This is a genomic window from Halorubrum salinarum (assembly GCF_013267195.1).
In the GTDB taxonomy this organism is placed as follows: Archaea; Halobacteriota; Halobacteria; order Halobacteriales; family Haloferacaceae; genus Halorubrum; species Halorubrum salinarum.
In genome coordinates this window covers 76,964-97,413 of record NZ_CP053943.1, presented here as the reverse complement: position 1 = coordinate 97,413, position 20,450 = coordinate 76,964, and the positions used below count along the sequence as shown (strand labels likewise).

At 58.4% G+C, this 20,450-nt stretch carries 17 protein-coding genes and 1 pseudogene; 4 read left to right on the top strand and 14 right to left on the bottom strand.

Features of this window, described 5'->3' with window-relative positions:
* Nucleotides 1-75 precede the first annotated feature (75 nt).
* The 6 genes from HPS36_RS16540 to HPS36_RS16515 all read right to left on the bottom strand — a co-directional run bounded on the left by HPS36_RS16540 (nucleotide 76) and on the right by HPS36_RS16515 (nucleotide 5,849).
* Nucleotides 76-780 (bottom strand): DUF1405 domain-containing protein, encoded by a 705-nt coding sequence (locus tag HPS36_RS16540; protein ID WP_049983688.1) that lies wholly within the window; start codon nucleotides 778-780, stop codon nucleotides 76-78.
* Nucleotides 781-793: 13 nt separating this feature from the next.
* Nucleotides 794-1,252, bottom strand: coding sequence for a hypothetical protein (locus tag HPS36_RS16535; RefSeq protein ID WP_049983689.1), 459 nt, complete (start codon nucleotides 1,250-1,252; stop codon nucleotides 794-796).
* A 2-nt stretch (nucleotides 1,253-1,254) separates the two neighbouring features.
* Nucleotides 1,255-2,256 carry a DUF63 family protein gene (locus HPS36_RS16530; protein ID WP_049983690.1) on the bottom strand — a complete coding sequence of 334 codons (1,002 nt, stop codon included), beginning with the start codon at nucleotides 2,254-2,256 and terminating at the stop codon, nucleotides 1,255-1,257.
* Nucleotides 2,253-2,453 (bottom strand): DUF7123 family protein, encoded by a 201-nt coding sequence (locus HPS36_RS16525; protein WP_230455299.1) that lies wholly within the window; start codon nucleotides 2,451-2,453, stop codon nucleotides 2,253-2,255. Before HPS36_RS16525 ends, HPS36_RS16530 begins: the two co-directional genes overlap by 4 nt.
* A gap of 44 nt (nucleotides 2,454-2,497) precedes the next feature.
* On the bottom strand, nucleotides 2,498-5,098 hold the full coding sequence (locus HPS36_RS16520; protein WP_049983692.1) for a heavy metal translocating P-type ATPase: 2,601 nt from the start codon (nucleotides 5,096-5,098) through the stop codon (nucleotides 2,498-2,500).
* A gap of 160 nt (nucleotides 5,099-5,258) precedes the next feature.
* On the bottom strand, nucleotides 5,259-5,849 hold the full coding sequence (locus HPS36_RS16515) for an AsnC family transcriptional regulator (RefSeq protein WP_049983693.1): 591 nt from the start codon (nucleotides 5,847-5,849) through the stop codon (nucleotides 5,259-5,261).
* 132 nt (nucleotides 5,850-5,981) lie between these two features.
* Between HPS36_RS16515 and HPS36_RS16510 the strand changes: the two genes are divergently transcribed.
* Nucleotides 5,982-6,179, top strand: a complete 198-nt coding sequence (locus HPS36_RS16510; protein WP_049983694.1) for a heavy-metal-associated domain-containing protein — start codon at nucleotides 5,982-5,984, stop codon at nucleotides 6,177-6,179.
* Nucleotides 6,180-6,443: 264 nt separating this feature from the next.
* On the opposite strand, the gene HPS36_RS16505 is transcribed toward HPS36_RS16510, so the two are convergent.
* A complete protein-coding gene (locus HPS36_RS16505) occupies nucleotides 6,444-6,665 on the bottom strand; it encodes a hypothetical protein (protein ID WP_173231027.1) in 222 nt (73 codons plus the stop codon).
* Nucleotides 6,666-6,689: 24 nt separating this feature from the next.
* Between HPS36_RS16505 and HPS36_RS16500 the strand changes: the two genes are divergently transcribed.
* Nucleotides 6,690-8,639, top strand: a complete 1,950-nt coding sequence (locus HPS36_RS16500) for a copper-translocating P-type ATPase (RefSeq protein ID WP_173231026.1) — start codon at nucleotides 6,690-6,692, stop codon at nucleotides 8,637-8,639.
* Here the strand turns inward: HPS36_RS16500 and HPS36_RS16495 are convergent.
* The 3 genes and pseudogenes from HPS36_RS16495 to coxB all read right to left on the bottom strand — a co-directional run.
* A pseudogene (locus tag HPS36_RS16495) lies at nucleotides 8,574-9,140 on the bottom strand (hypothetical protein); the annotation flags it as partial. The gene HPS36_RS16500 and the pseudogene HPS36_RS16495 sit on opposite strands and share 66 nt — an antisense overlap.
* A gap of 199 nt (nucleotides 9,141-9,339) precedes the next feature.
* Nucleotides 9,340-11,838: a cbb3-type cytochrome c oxidase subunit I gene (locus HPS36_RS16490; protein WP_049983696.1), complete on the bottom strand. Its 2,499-nt coding sequence runs from the start codon at nucleotides 11,836-11,838 to the stop codon at nucleotides 9,340-9,342.
* Nucleotides 11,835-12,626: a cytochrome c oxidase subunit II gene (coxB, locus tag HPS36_RS16485; protein ID WP_049983697.1), complete on the bottom strand. Its 792-nt coding sequence runs from the start codon at nucleotides 12,624-12,626 to the stop codon at nucleotides 11,835-11,837. The genes HPS36_RS16490 and coxB overlap by 4 nt, the downstream gene beginning before the upstream one ends.
* Nucleotides 12,627-13,523: 897 nt before the next feature.
* Between coxB and HPS36_RS16480 the strand changes: the two genes are divergently transcribed.
* The gene (locus HPS36_RS16480; RefSeq protein WP_049983698.1) at nucleotides 13,524-16,022 is read left to right on the top strand and encodes a heavy metal translocating P-type ATPase; all 2,499 of its coding nucleotides are present in this window, start codon (nucleotides 13,524-13,526) and stop codon (nucleotides 16,020-16,022) included.
* Nucleotides 16,023-16,191: 169 nt separating this feature from the next.
* Nucleotides 16,192-16,377, top strand: a complete 186-nt coding sequence (locus HPS36_RS16475; protein WP_049983699.1) for a DUF7333 family protein — start codon at nucleotides 16,192-16,194, stop codon at nucleotides 16,375-16,377.
* A gap of 146 nt (nucleotides 16,378-16,523) precedes the next feature.
* On the opposite strand, the gene HPS36_RS16470 is transcribed toward HPS36_RS16475, so the two are convergent.
* From HPS36_RS16470 to HPS36_RS16455, 4 genes are all read right to left on the bottom strand, one after another.
* Complete coding sequence (locus HPS36_RS16470; RefSeq protein WP_049983700.1) at nucleotides 16,524-17,726, bottom strand: hypothetical protein; 1,203 nt, start codon at nucleotides 17,724-17,726, stop codon at nucleotides 16,524-16,526.
* A gap of 154 nt (nucleotides 17,727-17,880) precedes the next feature.
* Nucleotides 17,881-19,038, bottom strand: coding sequence for a multicopper oxidase domain-containing protein (locus tag HPS36_RS16465; RefSeq protein ID WP_049983701.1), 1,158 nt, complete (start codon nucleotides 19,036-19,038; stop codon nucleotides 17,881-17,883).
* A gap of 162 nt (nucleotides 19,039-19,200) precedes the next feature.
* A complete protein-coding gene (locus tag HPS36_RS16460) occupies nucleotides 19,201-19,773 on the bottom strand; it encodes a CPBP family intramembrane glutamic endopeptidase (RefSeq protein ID WP_199712343.1) in 573 nt (190 codons plus the stop codon).
* Between the two features lie 368 nt (nucleotides 19,774-20,141).
* The gene (locus tag HPS36_RS16455) at nucleotides 20,142-20,354 is read right to left on the bottom strand and encodes a disulfide oxidoreductase (protein WP_230455323.1); all 213 of its coding nucleotides are present in this window, start codon (nucleotides 20,352-20,354) and stop codon (nucleotides 20,142-20,144) included.
* Nucleotides 20,355-20,450 lie beyond the last annotated feature (96 nt).

Here is a 20,450-nt window from a genome sequence, read left to right as displayed (position 1 = left end):
AGCCAGCAATCGCGGTTGCCCCGACTGCTAGCACACTCCGGCTCCGGCGAAGTACCGACCGTCGTGAATAGCCGTTCATCGGCGCACCCCTCGTGCGGAGGACTCCTCAGTTGTTTCGAGCTTCTTCACCCGTGTCGCTAGTGCGAGAAACGTCGCGGCGAGCGTCAGCGTCACGGCCGCGGCCGCTGCGAGGTCGTGCGCTCGCACCGAGTGATCGAGTGCGCCGTTGACGAGTTCGGCCCGCAGGAACGTGTGGTGGAACTCCCCGACGAGCGGCGCGAAGTAGTCCACGATGTCGTTGAGGCCGTACCAGACGGTGGTGACGGCGACCGCACCAACCGAGAACTCGGCGTAGCGATAGATCAGGAACGACTGCAGACTCATCGCGAGATGGCTTACGATGAGGAACCAGTAGAGCCAGGGTTCGATACCACCTGGCCCGTTGAGAACCAGCTGGACGAACGGCGTCCAGAGCCCGAGTTTGATATTGCCGAAGAAGGCGAGCATGTGGAGCCACTCGACGTCGTAGTCCAGTTTCCACGCGGCGAGACTAAGCGCGACAAACAGCGTCGCGGCGGGGCTATCGGGGACGAACGGCCACATCACTATCGGGGTTTGGGCCAGCTGGAAGCGGTAGTACCAGAACCCGAACGCAGTCCCGGCTAGATTAATCGCGACGATGACCCACGCGTACCGAAGTGCGAGGTCCTCAACGCGCCGGGGGAGTGGGGCGAGATAGCTGGGCAGTCGATTCGTGGTCGCTGTAGGTGCGGATGTCATTCGTCTCGCCGAATTACATCCCTGAGCTGTCGTTTCGTCGGTTCGTCATAATCACGCCGCTGATCAACATCAGGACTGCGAGCGCGACCATTCCGAGGTCCCAGCCCATCCCGGCAGTCATCGACGACCCCATGCCGCCGCTCATCCCGCCACCCATTCCGCCGTTCATACCGGACCCCATTCCCCAGTTCATACTCCCGGTGACGCCGACGAGCGCTTGATTGAGCAACATCACGAGCGAGTAGCCGATCATCAGCGGTCCGCTCGTGTTCCCGAGCCGATCCGCGTACGGCGTCAGCAGAACGACGCCATGCACGACTACGATGACGCCGAGGAGCACCATGAGGAGCCCGCTGTTCGATTCCATCATCCCGCTGCCGGTTACCGCCGAGAGCAGCGAGTAGACTCCCGAGACGAGTGCGATTGCCGCGCCGTACTGCCGTGTCGTACCGTTCGTGTTCATCGTCTCCATTGTTAGACTCCGAGCATCATCCGAAGCGATCCACGGACGCCCATCGGGAGCCCAATCGCCCCGATGAAGAACGTCATGAGCCACCACCAAGTGTGATTCATTTCTTCTTTCGCGTCCGCGAGGTACCACACGATACCGCCAGTCACGAGGAGTTTGAGGACGAACGTCGATCCCGAGAATCCGGTCGCCTGGTACACGAGATTCGTCACGACCAGCTTGGGTGAATAGCCGAGGAACGTGACGCCGATGAGATTCTGCGCCGCATCCCACATCTGGCCGAAGACGGCCAGCAGGGACAACGGGTGTCGGAGGTGTGCGATATCCACAAGACTCGCGCCCCAGTAGTAGAGCGCGGTCACGCCGAGGGCGATCCCCGTCGTCGCGACCGGCACCCACACGCGGAGTGGAGCCGACGTCGAGAGCCCATACCAGAGCGCCCACCCGACGGCACCGATCGCCCAGACCGTTCCAACGAGACCGACTATCGACGGGATGGATCCGATATTCCGGTTACGCGCGAGTGCGCCGACGCCGAGTGAGAGGACGGTGACGGCGGTGACGACGAAGTAGATCGACGGCGTGATGAACAGCACGGCGTAGTCACCGAGCAGGCCGATATCCTCGAGGGCGCGCATCGCTCCGCCAGCAACGATGATTGGCGCGAACCCGTACGCGAGTCGAGCGTCGTACGTGACATCGAGGGAGTCGAGATACGCTCGGAGCCCGGGGAGACTGTACACGACTGCCGCGAGGTACGTCACCGTGTTCACGGCGTTGTATCCGCGGACGGCCCGTATTCCCTCGTGCGTGACTGGCTGGCCGGCAGCGTCAGCGACGACCGGGCCCCAGAGATACTGCCAGACGAATCGGTCGTAGACGAGCGTCGGGAATGCGAGGAGTGCTGCACCGACGAGGACGACCGGGGCGAGCAGATACAGGACCCACCACTCCCGAGTTCCAGTGGCGGGGAGGGCGGTTTCGACGCGGTGAGTGACGGTGCTCACGACTCGCTCACCTCCAGTCGCCACGTCGTGCTCTTCGAGCGTCCCCACTGTTCGAGCGACACGTCGGTGAGGTCGTCCTGGAGCTGGCTCAGATACTGTGCGACGGCTTTCGGCGATCCGTCGAGGTCGCTGGCGATATCCCGAGCCCGAAGGTACGTGGGCTCAGTATCGGCCGTCTCGACGAGGTACGCGTGCACCGTGCGGCGGGAAATAGACGACATGGAGCAAGTGGATTTGGCGTTCAGCGGAGTTTCCCGAGCAGTTTGTAGTCGTGATCGGGGGTGTACCGTCGGAACAGCAGGCTGTTCGACAGCACCGACACGCTGGAGAACGCCATCGCCCCGGCAGCGAGCACCGGTTGGAGCAGGCCTAGCGACGCCAGCGGAATCATCGCGGTGTTGTACCCGAGCGCCCAGACGAGGTTCTGCTTGATCTTCGCGAGCGTCGCGTCCGAGATGCGGATGGCCTTCACGACGTCGAGCGGGTCGTCGCGCATCAGCGTGACGTCGGCGGCCTCGATGGCGACGTCCGTCCCCGAGCCGATGGCCGTCCCCACGTACGCGACGGCGAGGGCGGGCGCGTCGTTGACGCCGTCACCGACCATCATCGCCTTCCGGCCCTCGTCCTGGATGGTCTCGACGGCGTCGGACTTGTCCTCGGGGAGAACCCCCGCGCGAACGTTCTCGGGGTTGATGCCGACCTGCTCGGCGACCGCGCGGGCGGTCCGCTCGTTGTCGCCGGTGATCATCATCACGTCGACACCACGTTCCTGTAGTTGGTGTACGGCGTCCTTCGCGCTCTCTTTGATCGTGTCGGCATCAGCGACCACTCCAACCAGTTCGTTCTCGTAGGCGACGAGCATGGCTGTCTTCCCCTCGTTCTCTAGGCGTTCCATCGTCTCCTGGGCGGGCGAGGGGTCGATCCCGTTGTCGCGGAGCAGCTTCCGGTTGCCCACCAGTACCTCGCTGTCACCGACGGTCGCTTTGATGCCGTGTCCGGGGACGTTCTCGAAGTCCTCGGGGTCGGTCACGTCGATGCCACGATCCTTGGCTCCGTTGACGATAGCGCGGGCGAGCGGGTGTTCGCTCCCGCTCTCGGCCGTGGCTGCGAGCCGAAGGACGTCTTCCTCGCTAAGGCGGTCACGTGCGGTTAGCTGACCCCCATCGGCAGCGGTGTCGCCGCCGTCCGCGACCGGTTGGCCGTCACTATCGAACACGACCACGTCGGTCAGCTCCATCTCTCCTTTCGTCAGCGTCCCGGTCTTGTCGAAGACGACCGTGTCCACGTCCTTCGCTCGCTCGAGGATGTCACCTCCCTTGAACAGGACGCCGTTCTGTGCGCCGATGGTCGTTCCGACCATCGTCGCGGCAGGCGTCGCCAACCCGAGCGCACAGGGGCAGGCGATCAGTACGGCCGACGCGAACACGATGATCGAGAACTCGAAGACGGTGACGGTCCCTCCAGCAATTGCGGGTCCACCTGCCACGGCACCCCACAGCGGGAGCCACTCGACGAAGCTCGCGAGAGTTCCGGGGAACAGGTACCAGACGACGCCCCAGAGAACGGCGTTCGCGATGACGGCCGGCACGAAGTACGCGGAGATGCGGTCAGCGAGGTTCTGGATGTCGGGCTGGCGCGACTGGGCGTCCTTGACCGTCTGCACGATCTGCTGGAGCGCCGTGTCCTTCCCGACCTTCGTCGCCTCGACGACGAGCACGCCGTTCTCGTTGATGGTGGAGCCGACCACCTCGTCGCCCTCGCTCTTCTCGATGGGGACCGATTCTCCCGTGACCATCGACTCGTCGACCGCCGACTGCCCGTCGACGACGACGCCGTCCGTGGGAATCTGCTCGCCCGGTCGCACCTTCATCCGGTCGCCGACCTCGACGTCTTCCAGGGGAATCTCCTCCTCGTTCCCGTCCTCGTCGACGAGGGTCGCGGTGTCGGCCTCCATCTCCAGCAGTTTCCGCAGCGCCTCGCCGGCCTGCCCCTTCGAGCGGGCTTCGAGGTAGTTCCCGAGCGTGATGAACAGGAGGATGAGCGCTGCGGTGTCGAAGTACAGCCCACCGGCGATCACGCCGAGCAAGACTGCGACGGAGTAGACGTACGCGGTGGTCGAACCCAGCGCGATCAGCACGTCCATGTTGGCGCGACCGTTCTTCACGAGCGCCTTGTAGGAGTTCTTGTAGAACGGCCAGCCGAGTACCAGCTGGACGGGTGTCGCCAGCAGGAACTCTGCCCAGCCGAACTCGACCCCGAGAATCGTCTCCGGGAGGACGCCACCGCCGAGCAGGAACTTCTCGGCGAGGAAGAACAGCAGCGGGGCCGACAGCACCGCGCCAAACAGGGTCAGCCGGAGCTGTTTCCGAATCTCGGCCTGTCGTGCGGCGTCACGGGCATCTTCACCGGATTCCCCGTCGTCCTCACGAACCGGTGAGTACCCCGTGTCTTCGATGGCGTCGTACAGCGCGTCTAGCGACGTGTCGGCAGGATTGTACGTGACCTGCGCCTCGTCGGTCGCGTAGTTGACCTCGGCGTCGATGACGCCCGGTGTGGCCTCCAGCGCGGTTTCGTTGGTCTCAGCACAGTTGGCACACGTCATGTCGGAGATGGCGATGGTGGCCGTCTCCGAGACGGCGCCGTAGCCGGCATCATCAATAGCGTCGTAGATTTCGCGGAGCGATACCTCCTCGGGGTCGTACTCGACGGAGCCCTCGTCGGTGGCGAAGTTCGCGTTCGCCTCCGATACCCCGGTGAGGGATTCGAGGGTGTCCTGGATCGTCGCCGAACAGTTGGCGCAGGACATTCCCGTGATATCGAGGTGGACAGTTCGCGTTCCCATTCGTACCCTACAATACGTGGTCCTTACTTAGTGCAGTTACTGTTTCGAGAACAGGGCTTTAGACAAGTATAGAATTCAGATTCTAAAGCAAATTAACGTTACACCGCCGAAGGAAGCCAATATCAACGACCCCACCCAGAGAGGAAACAGCGACTACAGCTTACGCTCCTTCTTCGAGTCGCTGATACTGGTCTTCGAAGCGACCACGGCACGACGAACAACAGAAGTGATAGACATCATCGTCGATTCGAGCGGATTCGCCCTCGCTATCGACCGTATTCCCACACTCGGCACATGTAATTGCGAACTCAGTGCCGTCGAGCGAGGGTGTCCATTCGAGGTCGTCGACGAGCGTTACCGAGTAGTCCGTCGATGGCGTCTCCTCGAGAAGCCCATCGATCCACCGTCGAACGTTCTGCCCCTCCGCACGACCGTAGAACCATATTTTCCCCTCGGCAGTAACGAAGAGGTGTTCGATACCATCCGCGTCGTGGAGTCGGCTTCGAAGTGGCTCGATGACAGAGGTATCGTTTTCGAGCCGGACGAACACCGGAACGCCAGCTCGCAGTTGTGCGCGATTCACGTCGACGGTGAACCCGTTGATGATGTCGGATTCCTCTAACCGTTTCACGCGGTCTGATACGGCCGGACCAGAGAGATCTACCTCCTCACCGATGCTGCTGAACGGACGTCGCGCGTCCTCTGCCAGTAGCGAGAGGATCTTCATGTCAGTCTCATCTAAATCACGCATATCTATCTGTAGGTATCTCGAATTACAATATTGTTTCCCAGCGTTGGGCTTCGTATGCCATTTCATTTTCAGGATTGACTTTGGATTCGAAGCAGTAACTGACAAAGACGTGCATCTCATACGTATAGCTGTATGACGCAGACGATCACCGTCGAAGGCATGACCTGCGGCCACTGTGAACAGACAGTCGAAGACGCGCTTCGAGAAGTGAGCGGCGTGACCGACGCGACCGCCGATCGAGAGGCCGAACAGGCGAGCGTCGACGGCGACGCTGACGTCACGTCACTCGTTCAAGCCGTCGAGGACGCCGGATACACCTCCCACGCCTGAGAAACGCCGGAACGCACGTCCACGAGCGCACCGCCGTTCTCGTTCGACACCGGCCCTCTTGACGGTACCGCGCCGTATCAGGGTCTGGACAGCATAATGAGGGACGGCACCAACACCCACACCATGAGCAACCATCCAGACCACGAGAACTCCGAAACCCCCTCTGCAGAGGGTCACACCTCGAACCAATCCGAAGGACCCGTCTACTGTTGTCGAATTTGCCGGTTAAAAACAGAGTCGGAACCACGAGCATCAGCCCACGCGTCATCCGAGCAGCAGTCCCACCCCTCGGAGCACGAAGCACACACTGCGGCGGATGAGGCACCCACAGAACCCGAACACCCGGACGAACACGTACAGCACGAGCACGAAGCCGAACACGATCACCACCAAGTCGAATCCGAACACACTCACCACGGAGACGCAGAACACGACCGCGGGGCGAACGGTCACGAAGGGGGCCCACACGACGATCACGGAGCCCACACGGACCACACGGGCCATGAAGGGATGTTCCGCCGGCGGTTCTGGGTGTCGCTCGTCCTCTCGGTGCCAGTCATCTTTTTCAGCGAGTTCATCCAGGACGTCTTCGGGTACACGGCACCGATATTCCCCGGGAGCGTCTGGATCACGCCCGTCCTCTCGGTGATCGTCTTCGCGTACGGTGGGGTGCCGTTCCTCTCGATGGCCCGGACGGAACTCGAGAACCGTGAGCCGGGGATGATGATGCTTATTTCGCTGGCCATCACGGTCGCGTTCGTCTACTCCATCGCCAGCCTGTTCCTTCCAGGGACGACGCCCTTTTTCTGGGAACTCGTCACGCTGATCGACATCATGTTACTGGGCCATTGGATGGAGATGCGCTCGGTCCGGCAGGCCTCCGGGGCGCTCGACGAGCTGGCGAAGCTCATGCCCGACATCGCCGAGCGCGTCACCGAGAGTGGGGACACGGAAGAGATTCCTGTCTCCGAACTCGGCGAGGACGACGTCGTTCTCGTCCGTCCGGGTGCGAGTGTACCTGCGGATGGGGAAGTCGTCGAGGGGGAGTCCTCGGTCGACGAATCGATGATCACCGGCGAGTCTCGTTCTGTCGACAAGGAACCCGGGTCAGAAGTCGTCGCTGGTACGGTCAACCAGGACGGCAGCCTCCGCGTTCGCGTCACGAAGACCGGTGACGAGACGACGCTGGCAGGCATCATGCGACTGGTCGACGAGGCCCAGCAGTCCAAATCCCGCACGCAACTCCTGGCCGACCGGGCAGCCGGCTGGCTGTTCTACGTCGCACTCGGCGTCGCGGCGATTACGGCCGTTGCGTGGGTCGTCGCGGTCGGATTCAACATCACCGTCCTCGAACGCGTCGTGACGGTTCTCGTCATCGCGTGTCCGCACGCACTCGGCTTGGCCGTCCCGCTCGTGGTGGCAATCAACACCTCCACGGCTGCCCAGAACGGGATGCTCATCCGCGACCGTATCGCTATGGAGGAAGCCCGGAACCTCGACACGGTGATGTTCGACAAGACCGGGACGCTCACGAAGGGCGAACAGGGCGTCGTCGGCGTCGAGACGGCAGGCGACTGGGATGAACAGCGGGCGTTCGAGGTCGCTGCGGGCGTCGAAGGCGATTCCGAACACATGATCGCTCGCGCCATCCGGAACGCCGCCGCCGAACGTGACATCCAACGGGCGAAGGTCTCGAGCTTCGAAAACCTCCGTGGCCTCGGTGTCAGAGCCACCGTCGATGGCGAAACGGTCCACCTGGGTGGCCCCAATTTGATCGAGAAACTCGGTATCGAGCGATCCGACGACATTACTGCCTTCGCCGAGGAAGCCGGAGCGAACGCACAGACGGTTATCTATCTGATTCACGACGAATCTGAGGTCGTCGCGGCGTTCGCGCTGGCCGATGTCATTCGGGAAGAGAGCAGACAGGCCATCGAGGCACTGCATGGGATGGGCATCGAGGTGGCGATGCTTACGGGAGACAGCGAAGACGTCGCGAAGGCCGTCTCTGAAGAACTCGGCATTGACCAGTACTTTGCTGAGGTGCTCCCGGAGGAGAAAGACACGAAGGTCGAACAACTCCAGTCCGAGGGCAAACTGGTCGCGATGGTCGGCGACGGCGTCAACGACGCGCCAGCGCTCACCAGGGCTGACGTGGGCATCGCCATCGGCTCCGGGACCGACGTCGCCATCGAGTCGGGCGACATCATCCTCGTCGACAACAACCCTCTCGACGTGGTCCGTCTCATCAAGCTCTCGAAGGCGAGCTACCGGAAGATGCAGGAGAACCTCGTCTGGGCGACCGGCTACAACGTGTTCGCGCTGCCACTCGCTGCGGGAATCCTCGCACCCATCGGCATTCTACTGTCGCCGGCCATCGGTGCCGTGTTCATGTCACTGTCGACGATCATCGTCGCGATCAACGCCCGCCGACTCAAAGGAGTCGACCTCTCGGCATGACTGAACCGTCTCATCCGGTATTCGCGCGACTGTACGATCTACGGTTGGTCCTTGACGGTCGAGCAGATCGTCCCGTTCTGCTCGTTCGAGAACTGCCTGTGCGAAGCCGTACAGTGGGATTCATGCTGCTCAGCGTACTTCGAAAGAGCTTCTCGCCAGTGTATATCCAGCTCGAACTCGGCTAATTGGATTTGGATCCCGTCTTTCCCTTCGACGAGGTCGACATCTAGGTCTTCGAGTTGCTTGAAACGGAGGTTGTTCCGGCAGACCGTGATGAGCCGCTTGGAATCGACGATGTAGGGATCGACCCACTCTCGCCAAGTGTTGTCGTCGACGTGTGTTCGTGGCATCGCAAAATCCGTCCACACTCTCAATACAGAACTGTAGCATCACGCTGCCAGTTCGATGATTCGCATTCGGGAGGGAATGTCGGAGAATCAAATTCGACATCACTTCCCCAGCGACGGTCGGAATTGGTGCTCCCCAGGACACGTGACTGATAGTGATTACTGCGATTCTTTACCGCCGTGATGATCTGGATCGGTGATTGGAGCCTCTGAACCGCCGTCTTTCGACACCACCCGTGAAAATAGTCGCAGTAATCACTATGAGTGGGCGGAGATTTATGGGTCGTAGATATCTACACTGTTGATAATATAAAATTCAATATATTCGGAATTTTATAATTATTCCGATGTATTCAGAAGAGGTAGAACAGCGGGAAGATGAACACCCAGACGATGTCGACGAAGTGCCAGTAGAGGCCAAAGTACTCGATTGGCCGCTCGTCGTCGAGGTAGTGGCCTTGGTAGGCCCTGATGAACAGGAAGATGGCGATCACAAGGCCAATAACTACGTGGATCCCGTGGAGGCCGGTCGTGACGTAGTAGATCGATGCTTGAATAGGGTCACCATGGGCATTCGCCGAAATTGTCACGCCTCGTTCGAAGATCTCTTTGTTCCACTCCCAGAGCTTGATACCCAAGAATGTGAATCCAAGCACTATCGTTGTACCGAGTGACGCGAGCAGGCCCTGCCGATTCTTTCGACGAGCGGCGACCAGCGCCAAGATCACGGTAAATGACGAGGTGAGGAGTACGAACGTGTTGATCAGCCCCGGTAGTGGTTCGGCCAGTGGCTCCCATGTCATCCAGCCGGCGTTGTACCGGACGAAGATGGCTGCAGAGAGGAACGCGCCAAAGACGATCACGTCTGACGCGATGAAGAACCACATCCCCAGCTTGACTTTTTCGATGCCGTCGAACGGCCACCGCTCGGCGAACTCTGTCGGTGGGGCATAGAAGTCCTCAAGGCCCCACTTCACCCCGGTCCAAATGAGTCCGACCAGACCGATAACTATGAGTATCGGGTATACTGGATTCGAGATTGTCACGCCAGTCGATGTGAGCGACTCGCCCAGCTCGAAGACAACGTTATCGCGGAACCCGGTGAGTCCGAGGAACAATACACCGACTGCCAGCGATAGGGCCAGCGGCCAGATACTTGCGTGGCTTGGGTGCTTGTCCCAGTACGGATATTTTTTGATGTGTTCGGAGTGGGTGTCACCACCGTCAGTCGTTCCGTTCCCATTGGCGTCGGTCTTGACAGCCGGACCTCCGTCTGGCACATAATCTTTCACGAATTCAAGCTTACCGGACGCGTAGGACGGCCGGTTTGGCCAGTTCTCGAGCGGCGGGGGTGAAGAGATGGCCCACTCAGCAGTTCGCGAGTAGTCCCATGGGTTGTCGCCGGCAGGCTCGCCGGAGACATACGACTTCGCGAAGTTATAGAACATGATGAAGAAGGAGAATCCGAGTACGAACGCGCCGATAGTCCCGAATTGGTGGTAAATTTGGAGTTCGGGGTTGTATTCGAAGACACGCCGGGGGGTCTCCCACCCGAGGAACATCGAGAAATAGACGGCGTTGAACCCGATGAAGAACAGTATGAAATGGATCTTCCCGAGGAGTTCATCGTACATCTTCCCAGTTATTTTCGGGAACCAGTAGTACGCAGCGCCGATCAGCGCTGTCGCCCCCCCGAACATCACGTAGTGGAAGTGCGCGACCACCCAGTAGGTGCCACGGAACTCGTAGTCGAGGACGATAGCGCCGAGGAACACCCCGGTGATGCCGCCGAGGATGAACAATAGCAGCGCCCCGAACGCGAAGAGGAACGGTGTCGTGAACTGGATTCGTCCCTTGATGAGCGTGTAGATCAGCGAGAACACGATCAGGTCAAAGGGTAAGGAAATACCGATGGTGGTTGCCATCATTAGCGTCTTGATCTCCAAATTGATCGTCGTCAGGAACATATGGTGCATCCACACAAGGAACGATTGGACGGAGACAAGACAGATGGCGATTATCACCCACTTTCGCCCGACGAGGCGACGCCCAGAGAATGTCTGGAAAAGCTCCAACATTGCACCGAGCGCCGGGAAGAAGACGATGTACACCTCCGGATGGCCGAAGAACCAGAATAGGTGGCCCCACAGAAGGGAGCCGCCCTCTGTTGCGGAAAAGTACACCGAGCCTAGTACACGGTCGGATGCAAGAATTAGTCCCGCAGCGAGTAATGCGGCGAATGCGAACAGCATCATCCACACGGTCGCGAGGATGGACCATGTGAACATCGGCATGTCCATGATTCCCATCCCTTCGGCACGCGAGTGATGAATAGACACGAGGAAATTTATCGACGAGGCGGTGACTCCGATGGTGAACATCGCGAGTGCTAGTATCGCACCCGTCGAGCCGATACTCGGTGTGTACGCGGGTATGTTGAGCGGAGCGTATATCGTCCAGCCAGCGCTCAGCGTGCCGCCTTGGAAGAAGCTGATTGATAATAATACGCCTGAGAACAGGTACATCCAGTAGGAGAGTGCGTTAAGCCGTGGGAACGCAAGGTCGTCGGCACCGATCTGGAGCGGCACGAAGTAGTTTGCAAAGCCGAAGGCAAACGGGGAGAGGAACCAGAACACCATTATCAGTCCGTGGGCAGTGACGGCCTCGTTGTACGCCAGCCCGGACAGGATCTGATTCGTTGGTTCCCAGAGCTGGACACGGATCAGTAAAGCAAGGACACCGCCGAATAGTAGGAAGAACAGGGCAGTGATCGTGTAGAGGATCCCGATGTCCTTGTGGTTAGTCGTGACGAGCCATCGTTTGACCGAAGTCGTGGGCGGGAGTTCGCTCATGTAGGGGCACCTCGAATGATCGCGTTGTCAACGCTGGGAGTATTTCCGGCGGAAGTCCTATCGATATTGGAGGTGTTTTCACTTTGGGTACCTGTATACCATTCTTCCCACTCGTCTTGCGGGAGCACCGTGATTTGACCAGTCATCGCAGAGTGACCGGCCCCACAGAGCTCGAAGCATTCGACTCGGTACGTTGCCTCGCCGCCCTGTGCCTCGACTTCTTCGGAACTCACGGAGAACCAGACCTCGCTGGTCTCTCCGGGGATAGCGTCGGATTTTATCCGCAACTCTGACGAGCCGAAGTTGTGCCACACGTCGCGTGAGGTCACGTCGAGGTTGACTCGGTTATCGGCCGGCACGACCATCTCGCCCGTCGTGGTGTGGCCGTTCGGGTACTCGTACTCCCAGCCGAACTGGTACCCCTCGACGAGGATCTCGATGTCGCTCTCGTCTGCTGTGTCTGGCCCCTCCTCGACGTAGAGGAGGATCCCGTACGCGTACACAACGAGACTGATAACGACGATCGCGCTCAGTCCAAATGAGAGGAAGAGCTTCTTCGCTTTCGGACCACCCTGTCCCGTCGGGAGCTCGCCGACCGTCGGCGCGTCGAAGTCTTCTTTCGGTTCGCCCCCGTCGTCGCGGTACTTGTACACGTTCCACAGCGTGTACGCCACGACGATGGTGCCGACGAGGGTACCGAGCGCGAGGAAGACGAAGAAGATCTCGTCGAAAACCTCCGCTTGCGCGCGCCAGTCGCTCCCTCGTTGTAAGATAACTGTGTCAATCATATTTGCTTCCGTAGTCTCGCCCCTCTACTTCACGAGGGTCCACTTATTATTTTGTATCACCTGAGTAGAATAGTTGTACCGAGTTTTCGGAACACCTGCCACGTGGGATTACCAACAATGTTACTATTAAAATATCTTGCTCGTGGTAGTCATTCAACCTGCCTTTGGAGGCGTAACTTGATGAAGACTGCCCTGAAGGCGGAGCTAGCAATTTCATCCGGCGCTTTCTTCCGAACCTGAATCCACTATCGATCGTAATTTGAGTCTCATAATCGGTGAAAATTCGGCAAATGGTAGTATTACACTTGAAAATCTGCGGCTGATGGCACTAATGGAAATTCTAGTCAACGACTTCTACGCGATCAATCGCAGCGTGGGATTTGCTGTCGGGAGTGTGCTTTATTTCTCGTGCGAGGAATCCATGTGTTTCAACAGCGTAATTCTGTCGAGAAACTCTCTAACTACACTTGGGACCGCTGTTGTCACGTTCTCGAGGAACTACCCATCCCGCTGGCGCGGTGATCAGCCCTCATTTGGAACTGCCCTGTTGGGTATCATGGTACAATTACACATAGAGATCAGTGAGCGAGGATGGTTATCGTGTACTCTTGAGGGTACTGTGTACGTGTAGAACGTGCTTTGCTCCTATATGCTGCCTACAAAGGGCTGCTCTTGAGGGTACTGTGTACGTGTAGAACCAATATGGATCGACACAGATACACTACTGTGAATCTCACCATACGGAAGGTAGCAACAACCACATAAACATGACCCGATTATTGTATACTGAGCGATCAACGTCCTAGCGCCTGATCAATCTATATGGAATAATATGTTTTATGATGTCTATTCAGGCCGGTATAGTTTCAAGCAGACCAAGCACCCCTCTGTTGAACTATGACTGATAACTGCTACTTGTGTGGTCGCGAGGTTCACTCTTCCACATTTGAGACTGTCGGTGAACAATCGTTCTGTTCGAGTGGTTGCCACGATGTGTATACGACGCTCGGAGCTTCCGATTCTCCCGATGCCACGCAAACCTCATCTGAGAGCAAGATCGAAGAGGGAGACGACACGGGTCCTCCCAATCAACATCGTTCTCAAACGTTCCTCCGGATCGACGGAATGTATTCTGCGACGTGTGAGGCGTATCTTGAATCTCTTGCCGATAAACAAGAGGGAGTGGCTAGTGCCGAGGCGAGTTACGTCACGGAGACGATCCGAGTTGAACACGACCCAGCCATTGTTTCGAAGGAATCGTTGCGCGAGGCACTGAGCTCGCTGGGTTACACCGCGTATCTCCGTGAAGATGCCTCATCAGACGTGGGTGAGGCCGGTGGCACGACACGTCGATCGCGGGAGATGGGTGGGATTCGAAAGCGCCGAGACGACCAGCTCTTGGGTATGCGATACTCCGTTGGGTTCCTCTTCGGTGCGTTTCTGTTGGTTCCATACGTTGCGATCCTCTATCCAGCGCAGCTCGCGTCGATTTTCGACTGGCAAGTGCTCGAAATATTTGAGGGCACATTTCGGCTAAACAGTCAAGGGGCATTCGTGTTCCTCCGACTGTATTTCGTGATGACTGGTATCATTCTCGTCTTCACCGGTCTGCCAGTGTTGCGTGGCGCGTATATCAGTCTCAAAATGCGACGCCCGAACACCGACCTGTTGGTTGCGCTCACCGCCGTTAGCGCGTACGCGTACAGTACGGCTGCCGTTATTCTCGGGCAAAACGACATTTTCTATGATCTCGCGATCATCGTCACGGCTGCGGTTACCGCGATGGTATTCTACGAATCGTCGATCAAACAGCGGGCACTTGATCGTCTCACCGAACTCACCATTTCACAGGTCGAGAGTACACGAACGTACGACTCGGACGGGGAGACTCAGGAAGTTCGCGTGGAGGATCTCAGTACAGGGGATGTCGTGCTCGTCCGACAGGGCGAACGTGTTCCAATAGACGGTGAACTGGTTGAAGACAGTTGTACCGTCGACGAAGCGATCGTGACAGGGGAGTCACTTCCGGTGCTCAAACGCGCCGGCGACGACGTGATCGGGGGGTCGATCGTGACGGACGGGGCAGCGTTGGTCCGTGTCGCCCCGGACCTAACGAGTAGTATCGACCGGATAACGACTGCCGTCTGGGACCTACAGAGCGCGACTCACGGCGTCCAACGCCATGCTGACCAACTCGCGTCGTACGCCGTCTTCCTCGTCGTCGGAGCCGCTGTCGCGGTTGGCGGCGTCGGTGTACTCGCATTCGGGATGGGCCTGCCAGATGCCCTCCTCCTCGCGCTGTTGATCATCCTTGCCGGCTCACCGTGGGCTCTCGGCCTTGCGACGCCCCTGTCGGTCGCGAAGAGCCTCTCCAGTGCGCTCCGCCGCGGGATCATCATCTTCGACGAAACAGTTTTTGAACGGCTCCGCGACGTCGATATCGTCGTCTTCGATAAGACGGGGACACTCACAACCGGAGAGATGGAAGTGATCAAAGCGGACGCGCCTCCCGAGTTGCTCGACGCCGTCGCCGCACTCGAACAACGGGCGTCACATCCCGCCGCGAACGCTATCACGACGGCATTCGCTGGGAAAGACGGTAGCGACGGCACAGCGGATCAGCCGGACTCCGGAGATGACGCGGCCGGAACGGAAGGCGTCGGTCAGATACGCGAGTTCACGAACCATCGGTCCGGTATCGAAGGCGTGATCGGCAACACATCGTACCTCGTCGGAAACCTTGATCTGTTCGCAGAACAGGGGTGGACCGTCGACGACGACATCCGATCTCGGATCGCCGACGCCCAGGAATTCGGACAGCTTCCGGTGGTCGTCGGTCGTGACGGGACAGCAGAGGGGCTGATTGTCGTCGGGGACGAGCCGCGAGACGGCTGGGATGACACCGTCTCTCGGCTTGGGGAACGGGGCACGGAGATCGTCGTCCTGACCGGCGACGACGAGGAGGCAACGGACTTCTTCAAGCGACACGACGCCGTGACGCACGTCTTTGCGACGGTTCCGCCGGAGGGGAAGACGGCAACGATCCGGCGGCTCAAATCTGATGGGGAGGTCGCGATGGTCGGTGACGGTACCAACGACGCCCCGGCCCTCGCCGCTGCCGACCTCGGTATCTCTCTGGGCGGCGGTACAGCACTAGCCGCCGACGCTGCCGACATTGCCATCGTCGACAACGACATCCGCTCTGTCGAAACCGCCTTCGACCTCGCGGGAGCGGCTCGCCGCCGCGTGAAACAGAACAACCTCCTCGCGTTCTCCTACAATGGTATCGCCCTCGCGGCGTTGGCTGTCGGGTTCTTCAATCCGCTGACGGCAGCGGCCGCGGTCATTGCCGGCGGTGGGTTGATCGCGGTAAACACTCAACGGAAGCTAATTTGATGAGGGGTACGGCCTCCAAACGAGCACGGATCCGAGCTGTCTCACCGACGTGGTATGAAGGGTGGATATCAAGGTTCGCGCATCGTTGATCCGACTGTTGGGGTCACCATCCGGCTCCTCATTCCTTCTGTTTCTTAAGGACTATGCTTGTCTAGATACTACTACAACTATGGAGTTCGACTTTACACGTTCGGTGGTTCCGCTCGCCGTGATCGTCGCTGTCGCAACGGTCGCGCTAACCGCAGTGATGGCACCTTCGACCGTATTTATGATGGTTCTTCCCTCGATGATCGCGTTCTCGGTGGTCGCGTACTTTTTCGGGATGAAACACGGCGAATTCCGCGTTAGTCCGTAGCGGTCCTGTCCGGTACTGCCCCCAAACTCACAGTGTCCGTCCGTCTGAAGCGTCTTCATTCGGGTTACTACGTCCGGTGGTCCGCACTTCGTTTCAACAAAACTTGATGAACGATCAGCAACGGAGGATCGATGTGGCCGAGACGCCTATTCTGTGACTCCCGTACTGATCTCAGACGTATCTTTTCGGATAGGTGCTGGGGAGTCAATCGAATACACGAGCGTGCCGGTGAACAGTGCGATGCTACCTAACAAGAATATTGAACTCAGTGGCGACGCCGAATCGACGAAGATCCAGTATATCGGCGCCGCGATCGTCGGGCCGGCCGCGATGACGGCGACTTGGGAGACGAGTGGCCCACAACACCCACACGTACACGCACCGACGACCGTCGCCGTCCCGGCCGTGCTCTGTGTGGCGCCCGCCTGCCGATCGAGACGCCACGAGTGAGCGACGGCGGCTGCGTTCAATCCCACGAGAACGCCGAGTAGTCCCAGTACGATGACCACTCCAGGCGAGATCGCGATGAAAAACGGGACGTCAGGAAGCAGTACCTCAAGGGTGGGCCATCGCACGATCTGATACAGCACGTTCAGGACAGCTATGGTCGTCTCTTGCGGAGCCCCCTCTTCACTGAAGAACGACAGGTATCCTGCCGTCGCCATGAAGAAGAGGCTCACCATGACTCCGACGCTGAATCCGAACCGACGCGCCACCGAATCCCGAAGGATCGTCGACAGCGCCGCGCCAACGTCTTTCCAGAGAATGTATCCGACGAGCAGCGGTGTCGCGAGGACGATCCCGTATCCTATCGGATTGGTGTAGCCGCTGAACCCGGGCAGCAGATACGGATACAGTATCCAGCCGCCGAACAGTATTCCGAGAGCCATGTACCGAGGACGTGTCGTCCATCGAACGAGTCCGGTGATAAAACTCGCAACCACGACTAACAGGCCGGTTCCGATCGCGAGCGGCTGATACAAAGACCGCGAGAACGGCATCGAATCTGCCTGATACGTCGGATCCGGGGCCAGGCCCTCAAAGAGGATCGCACCGGCGACAGCAACTCCGATGCCGACCGCAATCCCGTACAGAGCGGCTCTCGGTGAGATCCGTTCCCTTCGCTTGAGGAGAACGAGCGCACCGACTGCGAGGGCGCCGATACCAGCGATCGCCAGCCCGTGCGACTGTGTGAAACCCGACGCCTCGGCGCCACCGTGGGCCGAAACTGTGGGGACCAGCGAAAGGAGACTGATCCCGACAGAAACCAGGACGAGTAGGCGGATCGACCTTCTGCGAGATTTCGGTCTGTCACCATCCGCTTTCTCTTTCCGGCCTTTCTGAGTCATTACGCGAGCTTAGTAACTCACACACAACTATCTGTCTCTCTCGTTTCCCCGAGACGCACCTCGTGACCACCTGAGAGTCTGTGTATGAGTGGAACCGTGCTGTAGAGCCCCGACTAGAAAGGCTCGGAGGGAGGGGGGAGGGTGTCTGATCGTGTCAGTTCGGTTCGTAGCCGGCGTATTCCATGAGCTGGCTGAAGATGTCCGTATCCATGACGGAGCGATACACAACCCCCGTAAGCATGCCACCGGGGTAGAACGACCCGTTCATCACGTGGTTGACTTTGTGGCAGTGCATGAGGTAGATCCCGGGGTCTGCGTCCGCCGTGAACTCGATTGTGTGTCGTTCAGCGGGTGCAATATTCGTGACATCCATGTCGTGGCGGGTGGCCTCCGGAACCGTCCCACCGTCCTTTTCGACGCGCCGGAAGCGGTGGTTGTGGATGTGTATCGGGTGTGACATGTATCCCCCGTTGACGAGGTGAATACGGACCTGATCGCCCTGATCGACAATGATCGGTGACCCTTGTTCGGGGTGGAGCGTCCGGGGTGCGCTCTTCCCGTTAACCGTGAAGACGTCCGGAGTCCGCGAGGTCGTATCGTAGGTAAAATCCGCCTCTCCGGCCCATTTTTCCGGGATCCGTGAGTCCCAGTCTTTGATCGTCATGAAGTACTCCCGGTCCGCCGACTCGTAGCCTTCGGGGTCGACCCGAAAGATACCGTACATTCCCATATCGATGTGACGGTGTGTCTGGAAGTGACAGTGGTACAGGTGCGTCCCCGGAACGTTCGCCGGAATTTCATAGGTGTGTTTCTCACCCGCCGGGACTTGGATTCCGGTCGATGTCGGAACACCGTCGTTCTTCCATGTTTTGGTGACCCCGTGGAAGTGGATGGTATGGGGTCGACGCCCATTCGTATTGTCGAGGGTCACTTCCATGTCATTCCCTTCGGTTGTCCGAAGGATCGGGCCTGGAACGCTCGGGTCGTTGTCGTCGGCCTGCCATGCCCAGACTCGGGGAAACTCGACCGGGCCGCCCATTGAATCAAGTGGATGGACCGCGTGTCGCGCCGGCTGCGTCCCCATCGTCACGGATCCTCCCTGTTCGTCGACATTAATCACCGTCGGAGGACTGGTGTAGGGAAGATCAGACGATGTCGTCTGTGCTTCACTCGGGGTGCCCGTGGCCGCTGTCGGCGCGTCGATTGTTTTGGATGAACAGCCCGCCAACGCCGACACGCCTGTCACCCCAGTCGCAGCGAGAAATTCTCTCCGGGATAGTCCGGTTCCAGGGGCACCGAAAGATCTAGTCATGGTACATTTGGAATACTTTGTTGTCGTATTAAAACAGGAATGCGGAATCCCCGTCAGTGAGAGACCCCTACGAACATATTCGGCTACAGTCAAACTATCCGCAAGTAAGGCACTTGTGTAGCGGTCAAAGAAACAAATACGCTATCAACAGATAGCGAACAGTTACACGCCGCCAGTAGCTGTTAGATATGCGATGGTAAATTGTATCGCATTATACGCACCATGAATCACGGCCGGAACAGTGAGGTTATCGGTGTATTCGTAGGTCGCACCGAGTACCAAGGCGAGAATGAATGCGATACCGACGTACACGAGTTTCCCTTCCCCGCTCAACGAAAAGAGATGGATCGACGCGAAGAGGATGCTTGCAAGAACGATTGCACGGGTTGGATGTAGTGTTTCTCGAAGTGTCCCCTGAACCAATCCTCGGTATAGGAGCTCTTCGCCCGGACCAACTAACAAAAACGATAGAGGAATTAGAACCAGAAAGGCTGTTGGATTCTGTTGACCAATCGTTACTACCTGATTTTCTGCAGATTCCAGTCCAAGTGCGGAAGTGATGCGTGATGAGACAACGAGTAGGCTGAGAAGCGTACCTATTCCTCCGATAGTCACAGCAATATCCCGGCGGTCCGGAATCGAAAGCGAAACGAATGTGTAGTTGAGACCGCGGAATCTGAGATAGAGGATTGAGAGCCCTCCGAATGTTACTCCTTGTAACAAGATCGTGGTCATCACGAGGCGCAATGATGGACGAGCGGTTACGTCGATCCCGAATGCGCCCAGTAATGCGGCAGCGATGGTGACAATAATCGATCCAATAACCGTTGAGCCGTACGTCAGTCCAACTGCACTGCCGACAGACTGGATCCGTGTAATTAAATTTGTCATTTGAAAATACCTGTTACTGATCGGTTTGCGTGAGCAATACGTCGAGTTCCGATACTGAGTTGTGCTGATAAATTGGCGCTTTTGATCATTAATTGTCTGATGTTGTTCGTTTGTCTCTCAGATACAGCCAAACAAATAGCTTCTGTGGCTGTAATGTGCATGAATGCCAGGAGTGGGAGATTCGGAATTGTTAGTCCATCTACGGGAGTCTGTCATCGTACAGCGGCGCACGGTGATTTGTATGAGCAGGAGGTTGTCGCCGCCTGTACCATCGGGTGATACGTTGAGAACACTCTACTAGGAACCGATAAGTGAATGTTAGTCCACCAAACTGACAGATGAGACCTGATTGCTGTAACACCTAGGACGATTACTAGTGGGTTCATCAGAATTCGTTGGTACCAACCGAGGACACATGGTCGCAGTCCGAGGCCGAGGCTGAACCAGAAAATCCCAATTGTTGCGATCTCTGCGACGGAAATAGACTTTCCAATACGAATTGGTTCCGTTCGTACCCCATC